The sequence below is a fragment of the Candidatus Afararchaeum irisae genome (genome assembly GCA_034190545.1).
In the GTDB taxonomy this organism is placed as follows: domain Archaea; phylum Halobacteriota; class Halobacteria; order Halobacteriales; family Afararchaeaceae; genus Afararchaeum; species Afararchaeum irisae.
This window is the reverse complement of the sequence record JAXIOF010000010.1, coordinates 1-10,716: the sequence shown is the minus strand read 5'-3', so window position 1 is coordinate 10,716 and position 10,716 is coordinate 1. Positions and strand designations below refer to the sequence as shown.

The window sequence follows — 10,716 nt, the reverse complement described above, 5'->3', positions numbered from 1 at the left end:
CAATCAGAGTAACGCTTTATCTTTTACTCTCAATTACCGATTGGGAAGTACCGAGATTACAGATAACGTATGCATATATCGAGACGTCGTCTACTATCAGTTCTTGCCACCACCACAGCTACATTAACCGGGTGTATAGGTAGCGATGGAGGCTCTAATTCTACGAACTCATCACAGAGAGACGGTGAAGCTCTCCAGAATGTAGAAACCGACCCATCTTTCGAAAAGCTGAGAAGTACCACAGGAGAAACTGCTGTTCGTTCTCCAACTGTGGAGCCTGATAAAGAAGCTGGATGGGCACCGATACACTGGCTGATTAATTCGGCGAAGGATTATTTTATACTGAATATATCTTCAGAAGCGGAAGGAATACGTGATGTTCGAGAACTACTCGAAGAAACGGATTTCTCGTCGGAGTCAGTTTTGGTACATCAATACCACATAGAGGAGTGTCTTACGAGACACGTGAGGAGTATACGCTGGGACGAGACAGGTGTTGGGGTGAACTACGTAGCTAAGGATCGTAAGACGAATTGTGAAATAGATGTTTTTGATGTCGAAGCCAGTTTCGTGAGGATACCCGGAGATATCAAAGAGATTGGCTACTTCGGGAGTTCTATCACTCAATAGACGTGAATATGAATTTTTCATATAAGTCGCAAAGAATAACACGGGTACGTATCCGACGTTTTCCGAGAAGACCGTATTCAATCTTTATCTTTATCTATTTTTGTAACAAGATCTTTGATCTTGCTTACTCACAGAGCTTCGCTTTGTGAATGTCCTCCAGTATGAGTACGTTTAGATCTGTCTCACGTTCGGATTCGGGGTCGCTAATATCCTACCACTGTATGAAGACGTAATATAGTAATCTCCAGAAGTGTTTGCACATATCCCTTTTCAAGACTCAGAAAACTGGAGGACGTGATCGGGATACAGAATTCAACTACGAGAAGACTTCTGGATTCTACTATAGTAGACTGCGAGGCCACCCGCCGATCTCACGGCGGTATCAGACCCTCTGACGAGTATTACGAGTCCGAGACCGAAGAGAAAAGCCTCGGCTATCATCATCTATCCTCCGTCTGAGCCTGTGCCTCGTAGACTCAGTCGCCTACTACTCGGTCGAGAAGCCACGACAGACCGACGTTTAAGACTAAGAAGACCACGAAGCCGACGCCTATCCTGAGCCACGCGTCGGCACCGAGTGGTGTGACCTCGAAGAGAGACGACACAGGAGTGTAGAGAACGCCGAGATGGAGTACGAGCGAGAGACCCACAGCGGCTACGAGCCACGGGTTCGAGAGAACCGACTGACCGTACCTGTGGCGTATGATCTGAATACGTACCATCTCGGCAGCCACGAGGAAGGTGAAGAGAGATGTCTGTGCGAGGACGAGGCTACGTGTACGTGAGAGAGACTCGAAGAATATCGGAAGTCCTGTGAGAGCCGTCACGACTCCTATGCCGACGACCGAGGCTCCAATTCTAGTATCGATAACGGGCTCGTCGCTGGGTCGGGGCTGTCTCCCCATTATCCTCGGGGAATGGGGATCGGCTCCGAGGGCGAGTGCGGGGAGTCCGTCGGTCACGAGGTTTATCCAGAGGAGCATCACGGGTGTGAGTATGAGTGACTCGCCTGCACCTGCGAAGAGACCGGGGAAGACGAGGCTTCCGAGAATCACGCCGAATGTGACCGCGAGAACCTCGCCGGCGTTCGCCGAGAGGAGGTAGTTGACGAACTTACGTATGTTGTCGAATATTCCCCTCCCCTCTGCTATCGCGTCACGTATAGTCACGAAGTTGTCGTCTCTCAGAACCATGTCGGAAGCCTGCTGGGCGACGTCTGTTCCCCTCTGTCCCATCGATATTCCGACGTCGGCGTTCCTGAGAGCCGGCGCGTCGTTGACCCCGTCACCCGTCATCGCGACGTTGTGACCGTTTCTCTGACACGCCTTGAGTATACGAACCTTGTGGCTCGGTGAGACCCTCGCGAAGACCTCTGTCTCCTCGACTGTCTCACGTAGCTCGTCGTCTTCCATCTTCTCGACCTCACGTCCCGACTTCGCGTTCTTAGGATCGAATCCGACCTCCTCTCCTATCGCCTTCGCAGTTCCCATTCCGTCGCCCGTGACCATAATAACGTCTATACCCGCCCTCCGGCAGTCGTCGACAGCTCCCCTGACGCCGTCCCTCGGCGGATCTATCATAGCCTGAAGTCCGAGGAAGACAAAGCCGTCCTCGTCGTCCTCGTCCTCGACCTCCTCCCGCTTGTATCCAAAGCCGAGAACTCGGAGGGCGTCGTCCTCGAACTCGGTCTGTCTGTCTCTGATCTCGTTCCTCGCCTCGTCGTCGAGTTCGACGGCATCACTCCCGACGAGATGCGTGTCACACCGGCTGAGAACCTCCTCGGGTGCTCCCTTCATGTAGGAGACGTATCCGTCACCGTCTTCCTCGGGCACTGTGACAGTCATGCGTTTTCTCTCCGAGGTGAATGGTATCTCGCTCTTCCTCCTCTTCTGTCTCTCGTCACCCACGTCGACCTCTATCCCTGCCTTCTGTGCCGAGACGAGTAGGGCTATCTCTGTGGGATCACCGTAGTATTCGTCGTCGGAGTCGTCGAGGGATCTCTCGGAGTTGTTACAGACGACACCCGCCCTGAGGAGAGGCTCGACCACCTCAGAACCGACTTCGGTCTCCGACTCTTCCTCGACAAACTCGCCCTCCGTCTTGAGTCCGGTTCCCGTGACACCGTAGGTCTCACCCGAGAAGTAGACGCGTCTCACCGTCATGAGGTTCTCGGTGAGTGTCCCTGTCTTGTCAGTCACGATCACGTCTGTCGATCCGAGACTCTCGACGACAGGGAGGTTACGGACGACTGCGTTCTTCTCTAGTATCTTCCTAGAACCCAGAGCGAGAGTGAGTGTCACGACCGCGGGAAGACCCTCAGGGACGGCGGCGACAGCGAGTGTTATAGAGACAAGTAAGACCGTGAGGGGGGACGCCGACGTGAGCCCGCCTGTACGCCTGCGACTACGAGTATGAGAGCCAGTACTCCGTAGCCAATCGTCCTCCCGAGTCTGTCGACCTCCCTCTCGAAGGGCGTCTGTCTCTCCTCAGCCTGAGTGATCTGTGTCGCTATCCCTCCGACCTCTGTCTCCATTCCCGTCTCTACGACGACAGCCTTTCCACGTCCTCTGACTACATTCGTGTTCATGAAGACGAGGTTCGAGGTCTCGGCGATGGATGTGTCCTTGTCTACGACTTCCGTGTCCTTCGGCACCGACGTGCTCTCTCCCGTGAGTGCCGACTCGTCGGCTTCGAGGCTCTGTGACTCGATTAGGCGCGCGTCTGCGGGAACTGAGTCCCCCTGTTCGAGGAAGACGACGTCCCCCGGGACTACGTCTCTCGAATCTATCTTGGTCTTGGTGGCGTCCCTCATAACCGTCGCATCCGGGGTCGACAGCTCACGCAGAGCCTCTATCGACTTCTCGGCGCGGTAGTCCTGGACGAAGCCGAAGACTCCGTTCGCTACGAGTATGAAGGTTATGAGACCTGCGTCGACGTACTCGGGATGTCTACCGGGGAGAAGCCCGACTCCGAGCGAAAGAAGAGCCGCGACGACGAGAAGATATATCAGGAAGTCGTCGAACTGCGAGACGAGTATACGTAGAGGGGAGATCTCTTCGTCGTCACGTATCTCGTTCGAGCCGTACTCCTCAAGCCGCGCCTCCGCCTCGTCCGAGCTTAGACCATCCTCGGAGGTTCCGAGCTCTTCTATCACCTCGTCCGCGGTCTCTGTCTTCCATCTGTCCTTCTGGTTCATTTTTACCCCGGGAGTAGTACGTTGATTCCCGCGACCACTACGCCTGCTACGCCCATACGGAGACCCGCGACGTACCATCTCTGTTTGGAGATAGATCCCATGTAGGCACCGAAGACGAAGAGGACAGAGACTGCGACAGCCACAGAGATGAGGGTGGCTTCGAGCATCGTGAGGTAGATACCCTCGAAAGCGAAGACTAAGACGGGAAGGAGTATACCCACGACTGGACCCAGACCGCTCATCACCGAGTTGACTATCCTTACGCGTTTCTTCTCGGTGTAGATAGACGTACCCTTTAGGTCTTTCATCATAGACCTCTCAAGACGCTGAAGCTCAGCGAGCTTCTCGGCACGTTCTATCTCCCAGACACTCCAGACACCCGACGTCGACAGACCTACTGCGGCACCCACCCCGACCTTGACTACCGTGAGACCGTCGGGAACTCCCGAGAGGTACGAGCCGACTGTGATTCCGACGCTCGTGAGAGCACCGTCGAAGCCGTTCGATATGAAGTAACGCCGCGATATCGAACGTGCCTCCTCGTCCTGGAGCGTATCACGCACGAAGCCGATTCCCCACATCTCTCAGTCCTGTGGGGTGATGCTCTCCTCGACTATCGTCTCACCGCACGCGACCTCGTCGACCGAGTGGACGCTTCCCCCGAGGTGTTCTATACGGTCTTTAACCGCGTCGTAGTCGATGTCCTCGCCCTCGACTGTCATCTTTATGTTCTGAACCTTACTGTCGGTCTCTATGAGCTTCGCGTTTACACCTAAGACGCCGTCGGTGTCTGCGACCTTGACGGCTACGTCGTGCATTGACGGCTCATGCGGCTTCATTATGTCCAGGACGAGCCTTCTTATCATACAACACAAGAACAGACTCCAGTAGTATTAGTTATGGGGGCGGTACTACTCTACGGGCGACTTCTCGCCACACGCCTCACACTTTATCGAGAGGTTCTCGTCGTCGCCTTCGAGACGTGTGTCGGGAGAGCCACACTCGGGACAGATGACGTACTTGTCGGTGAACTCCTCGGCTGCTTCCATTATACGTCCGGCGTTGAAGTCTCCGACGAGACGTGCGCGTCCCTTCTCGTCGAGGTGCGCGCTCGTCCCCATGTCCCTCTGAAGGAACTCTAAGACGTCGTTCTCGTCCCTGTCGACCGTCTGGACGAAGTCCTGAAAGTTCTCGTAAACCGTCGTGTTGCCCTCCTGTCTCACGTCGGGCTCGGGAAGAGAGAACCTGCCTCTTTCTACTCCTTCGGAAGCTTCAGATAAAGCACGCTCAAGCTGATCCTCGTACTTCGACATACCTTATCTTCGTTGGCTAGCTACTTATACTGTCTGACAGAAGCCGAATCCGAACGTATATACTGAAGGAGAATTAGAGCCGAGGAAAGGCTTAATATGTCAGACTACTTAGGGATAGATGTCAGATGAAAGCCCAAGAACACGAGTCAGAGCTTCACAGCCCCGAAAAACTATACCCCCACGACAGGGTCGTCTTCCACTGGAAGGACGGTACCGACAGAAAGGGCGAGGTACGTGAGATAGACGGTGACTCGGTCGTTCTCTTAGAGCATCCCAGCGGCACACAGAGAAAGATCTCTAAACAGGTCGTAAGGAAGAGGTAGCTTTTTATTACTTGTAGCTCTTTTCTCCCGCCTCTATACTTACGTCTAGCCAGTTGGTCGTGGGTATGAGAGCACACTCGTAGTCGTCGGAGTAGACACAGAAGGGGTTGTAGGCTTGGTTGAAGTCGAGTATCCATCTGTCGTCGTCGAGCCTGTGGCTATCCTCGTCGAGGTCGAGGTATCTCCCCGCGCCGTAGGTCTCGTCTCCGTTGGTCTCGTCCCTGAAGGGAACCCAGAGACGGCTCTCGTCGGGGTCGCTCTTGTAAGCGTGTAGCTCACAGTCCTCTCCGTCGACAGTAAAACTGAAGACTCCCCAGTCGAGGTACTTCCTCTCCCCCTCCTCTGTCGTGCCTATCTCGACCACGCTCTTGTCGTCGAACTCGTCGAGCTTCAGCTCATAACGGTAGTCGGGGTTAGGTTCGAAGTAGTTGAGACCGTCGAAGCTCTGACGTTCGTCGGCGGGTATAGGTGACCTGCGCGAGCTCCCGAAGAAGTCGTCCTTCTCCATTCTCATCGCTCTTATGCGTTCCTCCCAGTCAGACTCGGATTCCATAGACACGTTTGGTTCTCACAGACCTAAAAGCCACCGGCAGCTGTGGTGCTTTGCCTACTCCAAAAGATATTTATCTATGTCAAAATTTCAGTTCTAATAACCGACAGATTTTTTGGATTGAGTAAGCTTTAAATCCCCTGAGTGTGTTTGTTATCCTGATGTCTGACGAAAAACCCACGATGCCGCTGCTTGGTGACAGGTTCCCCGAACTAGAAGTATCCACGACACACGGGGAGATGAAGCTCCCCGACGAGTACGAAGGCGAGTGGTTCGTGCTCTTCAGCCATCCCGGTGACTTCACGCCCGTCTGTACGACCGAGTTCATCGCGTTCGAACAGAGACGTGACGAGTTCGAGGAGTTAGGCGCGAACCTCATAGGTCTCTCGGTCGACCGTGTCCACTCCCATATCAAGTGGACAGACTGGATAGAGGAGGAGATCGGCGTAGAGATAGGCTTCCCCATAATAGCCGACGAGATGGGAGGAGTCGCACAGGAGCTCGGAATGCTCCATCCCGGAATGGGATCGTCGACAGTACGTGCGGTCTTCATAGTCGACCCCGACGGTGTCCTACGTCTCACTCTCTACTACCCCTTCGAGATCGGACGTAACATAGACGAGATACTCCGCTCACTCGAAGCACTCCAGACGAGCGACGAGGAAGGAGTCGCCACACCCGCCGACTGGCCCGAGAACCAGAACTTCGGCGACCAGGTTCTTGTTCCGCCGCCCGACAGCGACCAGGACGCCGAGGACAGACTCGCAGAAGCCGAGGCAGAGGGCTACGACTGTAAGGACTGGTGGTTCTGCCTTACCGACCTAGAAGAAGAGTAAGACCGGACAGACGACGGACTCTTTTTTATTTTGACCTCGACGAGTCTCGTCTCACGCCCCTGAATTAAACTTCATTTGTATTAGTTCAACCAAAATTGTTTTAATCCCCTCTGTGGTAGAAGGGACTGTGGTGACATGACATGCATATAATGGAAGGCTTTCTTCCCGTAGAGTGGGCTGCGGCGTGGTACGTCGTCGCGGCTCCCTTCGTCGGATATGGAGCGTACAAGACAGCAAAGTCGATGGATAGTTCGAGGTCGAAGGCTCTCTTAGCCGTCTCGGCGGGATTTATATTCGTCCTCTCGGCTCTCAAGATGCCGTCTGTGACCGGCAGTACGTCCCATCCCACGGGAACCGGTCTCGCAGTCGTCCTCTTCGGTCCCGTAGTGACGTCTTTCCTCTCGGCGGTCGTCTTACTTTATCAGGCACTCCTCTTAGCCCACGGAGGAATCACGACACTCGGCGCGAACGTCGCGTCTATGGGTGTCATAGGTCCCTTCGTCGGCTACGGAGCCTACAGACTCGTAAGACCGCGTACTGATCTCAAGAAGTCGACCTTCGTCGCCGCAGTGGTTACCGACTGGACGACCTACGTCGTGACTTCGTTACAGCTTGCGGTCGCGTTCCCGTCGGAGCCCGGAGTCAGCGGGATTATAGCATCCGCGACTAAGTTCATGGGTATATTCGCTGTCACACAGATTCCGATAGGACTCGTAGAGGGCGCGCTCGCGGCGGCTATCGTGGGATACCTCGTCAAGGCTAAGGTCTCGGTCAGAAAACGCATGGGGGTTCCGGCATGAGCATGAGTAGCCGTAGGTACGCTCTCGCGGGTATCGGACTCCTAGCAGTACTCGTCGTCGGAAGCTTCGTGATGCCCGCGGCTTGGGGAGGAGCCGACGGTCAGGCGGAGGAGGGCATAAACCAGATCAGTCCGGGCTATGAGCCGTGGTTCAACCCCGTCTGGACACCGCCGAGCGGCGAGATTGAGAGCCTCCTCTTCTCGTTACAGGCTGCGGTAGGAGGTCTTGCGATAGGCTACTACCTCGGCAGGTTCAGATCATCGGAGACCGAGACTGATCCCAGCTCGGCTGACACTGACGCGTCTCAGACGTAGGATAGACACAGAAGACAAGGAGAAGACGAGACTTAGACTGAGATGCACCACGCGAGCCTGGAGAAGATACAGTCGTCCTCTACCCCTCTTGTAGACGGAGAGCTAAACGTCTACTTCTCGTTCGTGGGTCTTCTCTTAGGAGTCGCCGCCCCGAGCCGTCTGACACAGTTAGCCACGGCTGTGGTCTTCGTCACACTGGGTCTTCACGCCGCTGGACGTGACTACCTCGGCTTCGCACGTCTTCCCGTCTACTTCGCAGTGCCGAGTATAGGCGTGATACTCGTCTTCACGTCTGGAGAGACGGCTTTCTCGGTTCCTCTCATCTTCGACTTCGTCTTACGTTTCTCGGACAGAGGAGTCGAAAGAGCGGTCACGACGGCTCTCAGATCGGGAGCGTCTCTCTCGGTTCTCGTCTACTTCATACTCACGACGACAGTTCCCGTGACCTTCTCGGCACTCAAGAGACTACGTCTTCCCGATTTCTTCGTTGAGTTCTGTCTTCTGACCTACCGAGGAATACAGATACTCACCGACGAGTCCGAGAGGCTCCAGACCGCCGCGAGGGCACGTCTCGGTTACTCCGACAGACGTTCTCTCTTCAGATCGACAAAGCTAATCGGCTTCTCCCTCTTTCTCAAGTCACTAACGAGGGCAGAGAGGATGGAAGAGTCGATGAGGTCGAGATCGTACTCGGGCGAGATGCCGAGTCCACGCAGACAGAGCTCGGGACACGTCTACGCGACTTTAATCCTTCTACTCCTTTCCTCGACACTGGTGGTCTGATGATAGAGACACACGACCTAGTCTTCAGATACGGCGACGACACGGTACTCGACGGCACCGACTTCAGAGCCGAGTCGGGAGAAGTAACCGTACTCATGGGGAAAAACGGAGCCGGGAAGTCGACACTCCTCCGCCAGTTCAACGGACTATTAGAGCCCGACTCGGGAGAGGTCTATATCGGGGGCGAAAAAGTCAGATACGACGACGACAGCCTCGAAGACCTGCGTCAGAGGGTCGGCTATGTCTTCCAAGACCCCAACGACCAGATAATTGCTCCGACAGTCTCCCAGGACGTGAGGTTCGGCTTGAAGAACGCCGGTATCGAGGACGACGGACGCGTAGAGGAAGCTCTCGAAACTATGGGAATTTCGGGATACGGCGACCGTCTCTGTAATACACTCAGCGGAGGTGAGAAGAAACGCGTCGCTCTCGCGGGCGTCTTAGTCATGGAGCCCGACTACGTTCTCCTCGACGAGCCCACAGCGGGTCTCGACGGCGAGGGCTGTGACGCCATAGTCGAGATAGTCGAGAAGCTCTCGAAGAAGGGAATAACCCTCGTGATATCGACACACGACACCGGATTCGGTCTCGAAGTCGGAGACAGTATCGCAGTTCTGGAGGACGGTGTCGTCGACTACACGGGCGACTCCATCTCACCCGAGACAGCCGAGAGATACGGTCTGAGGACGTTCGTATTCTAATTTAAGAGAAAGAGATGCGGCTGCAACGCATCAGGACAGATCTTAATCGTTTCTTTCTTGATCCCCCACCCCACTGAGGGATCATACATCCGTAATATAGACTCAAGGTATATATGGATGAATACTACCTCGATAGTACTACAGAGATCGAATACCGGCACCGGTACGCCTTTGTCTCTTACTCACGTATCTACAGCGAATGGAAGACGAAACGGTTTCGGTTTCGGGTTCGGACTCGGAGTTCGGCTGGGAGAAGATCACAGTACACGACGAGGTCACAGCCGAGAGGGAGCGCGAGTGGGCAGACGAGATAGACAGATTCAGGGAGAGGATAGAGGACTCGGAGGACTACGACACTGAGGCGGAGGTCTTCGACGTACCGACGCTCAAGGCGGTCTACAAGCTAGTCGAGGACGGCTACGTCGAGGCAGTCGGAGCACCGGTCTCAACGGGGAAGGAGGCTAACGTCTTCGAGGCAGACGGTGAAGAGGGGAGCGTCGCACTCAAGATATACAGGGTCGCGACCTCGAACTTCCGCGACATGAGGGACTACTTCGAGGGCGACCCGCGGTTCGACGGCGTCAAGAACGACAAGAAAGACACCGTGATAGCGTGGACGAAGAAGGAGTTCTCGAACCTCAAGAGAGCCGAGAAGGCGGGTGTCAGAGTCCCGAGCCCCATCGCTGTACAGAGAAACGTCCTCGTGATGGAGTTCATAGGCAGGAACGAAGAAAGGGCTCCGACTCTCAGAGAGGTGAGTTTCGAGAACCCCGAGACGGCTTACGAGGTCGTAGTCGAGTACATGAGACGTCTCTACTCTGCGGGTCTCGTACACGGCGACCTGAGCGAGTACAATATACTCGTACACGAGGGCGACATAGTGGTTATAGACGTCGGACAGGCGGTCACAGTCCACCATCCCAACTCGCGCGACTTCCTCGAACGTGACTGCCGGAACGTCGCGCGGTTCTTCTCGTCGAGAGGGCTCAACGTCGACGCCGACGCGATACTCGAAGACGTAACCGAGGCTTGAGCCTCAAAAGGGTTAAGTCGGTAGGACACCTACTCCGAGATAACTCAGTTCTACGATATTATGTCACAGCACATAAAGATACCACAGGACAGGATAGGTGTTATAATAGGAGAGGGAGGTGAGACCAAGAGAGAGATAGAGGAATCCGCCGAGGTCTCTCTCACAGTCGACTCCGACAGTGGGAGTGTCAGGATAGACAAGACAGGTGATCCCATAAAGGGTCTCAAGGGCTCCGAC

15 protein-coding genes are annotated in these 10,716 nt (G+C 55.0%); 9 read left to right on the top strand and 6 right to left on the bottom strand.

Annotated elements, in window-relative coordinates; genetic code table 11:
- Positions 1-69 precede the first annotated feature (69 nt).
- Positions 70-630, top strand: a complete 561-nt coding sequence (locus SV253_01315) for a hypothetical protein (protein MDY6774723.1) — start codon at positions 70-72, stop codon at positions 628-630.
- 476 nt (positions 631-1,106) lie between these two features.
- Here the strand turns inward: SV253_01315 and SV253_01310 are convergent, their stop codons facing one another.
- Genes SV253_01310 through SV253_01290 form a run of 5 tightly spaced genes read right to left on the bottom strand, consistent with a single transcriptional unit; the run spans position 1,107 to position 5,139 of the window.
- Positions 1,107-2,975 (bottom strand): cation-transporting P-type ATPase, encoded by a 1,869-nt coding sequence (locus tag SV253_01310; GenBank protein ID MDY6774722.1) that lies wholly within the window; start codon positions 2,973-2,975, stop codon positions 1,107-1,109.
- On the bottom strand, positions 2,972-3,826 hold the full coding sequence (locus tag SV253_01305) for an HAD-IC family P-type ATPase (protein MDY6774721.1): 855 nt from the start codon (positions 3,824-3,826) through the stop codon (positions 2,972-2,974). Before SV253_01305 ends, SV253_01310 begins: the two co-directional genes overlap by 4 nt.
- A 2-nt stretch (positions 3,827-3,828) precedes the next feature.
- Entirely contained in the window at positions 3,829-4,407 is a 579-nt protein-coding gene (locus SV253_01300) for a VIT1/CCC1 transporter family protein (protein ID MDY6774720.1), read from the bottom strand.
- 3 nt (positions 4,408-4,410) lie between these two features.
- Positions 4,411-4,692: a DUF211 domain-containing protein gene (locus SV253_01295; GenBank protein ID MDY6774719.1), complete on the bottom strand. Its 282-nt coding sequence runs from the start codon at positions 4,690-4,692 to the stop codon at positions 4,411-4,413.
- Positions 4,693-4,737: 45 nt separating this feature from the next.
- A complete protein-coding gene (locus tag SV253_01290; protein MDY6774718.1) occupies positions 4,738-5,139 on the bottom strand; it encodes a translation initiation factor IF-2 subunit beta in 402 nt (133 codons plus the stop codon).
- A 125-nt stretch (positions 5,140-5,264) separates the two neighbouring features.
- Here SV253_01290 and SV253_01285 point away from each other — a divergent pair, with 125 nt between their 5' ends.
- On the top strand, positions 5,265-5,462 hold the full coding sequence (locus SV253_01285) for a hypothetical protein (GenBank protein ID MDY6774717.1): 198 nt from the start codon (positions 5,265-5,267) through the stop codon (positions 5,460-5,462).
- Between the two features lie 7 nt (positions 5,463-5,469).
- On the opposite strand, the gene SV253_01280 is transcribed toward SV253_01285, so the two are convergent.
- Positions 5,470-6,015: a DUF1684 domain-containing protein gene (locus SV253_01280; protein ID MDY6774716.1), complete on the bottom strand. Its 546-nt coding sequence runs from the start codon at positions 6,013-6,015 to the stop codon at positions 5,470-5,472.
- Between the two features lie 158 nt (positions 6,016-6,173).
- Here SV253_01280 and SV253_01275 point away from each other — a divergent pair, with 158 nt between their 5' ends.
- The 7 genes from SV253_01275 to SV253_01245 all read left to right on the top strand — a co-directional run.
- On the top strand, positions 6,174-6,848 hold the full coding sequence (locus SV253_01275) for a peroxiredoxin (GenBank protein MDY6774715.1): 675 nt from the start codon (positions 6,174-6,176) through the stop codon (positions 6,846-6,848).
- 140 nt (positions 6,849-6,988) lie between these two features.
- Entirely contained in the window at positions 6,989-7,648 is a 660-nt protein-coding gene (locus tag SV253_01270; protein ID MDY6774714.1) for an energy-coupling factor ABC transporter permease, read from the top strand.
- Between the two features lie 2 nt (positions 7,649-7,650).
- The gene (locus SV253_01265; protein MDY6774713.1) at positions 7,651-7,962 is read left to right on the top strand and encodes an energy-coupling factor ABC transporter substrate-binding protein; all 312 of its coding nucleotides are present in this window, start codon (positions 7,651-7,653) and stop codon (positions 7,960-7,962) included.
- A gap of 42 nt (positions 7,963-8,004) precedes the next feature.
- Positions 8,005-8,745 (top strand): cobalt ECF transporter T component CbiQ, encoded by a 741-nt coding sequence (gene cbiQ / locus SV253_01260; GenBank protein ID MDY6774712.1) that lies wholly within the window; start codon positions 8,005-8,007, stop codon positions 8,743-8,745.
- Positions 8,745-9,446: an ABC transporter ATP-binding protein gene (locus tag SV253_01255; protein MDY6774711.1), complete on the top strand. Its 702-nt coding sequence runs from the start codon at positions 8,745-8,747 to the stop codon at positions 9,444-9,446. The genes cbiQ and SV253_01255 overlap by 1 nt, the downstream gene beginning before the upstream one ends.
- A 199-nt stretch (positions 9,447-9,645) precedes the next feature.
- The gene (locus SV253_01250) at positions 9,646-10,479 is read left to right on the top strand and encodes a serine protein kinase RIO (GenBank protein ID MDY6774710.1); all 834 of its coding nucleotides are present in this window, start codon (positions 9,646-9,648) and stop codon (positions 10,477-10,479) included.
- Between the two features lie 60 nt (positions 10,480-10,539).
- Positions 10,540-10,716, top strand: a 177-nt coding sequence (locus SV253_01245; protein MDY6774709.1) for a KH domain-containing protein, incomplete at its 3' end; no start/stop codon positions are given.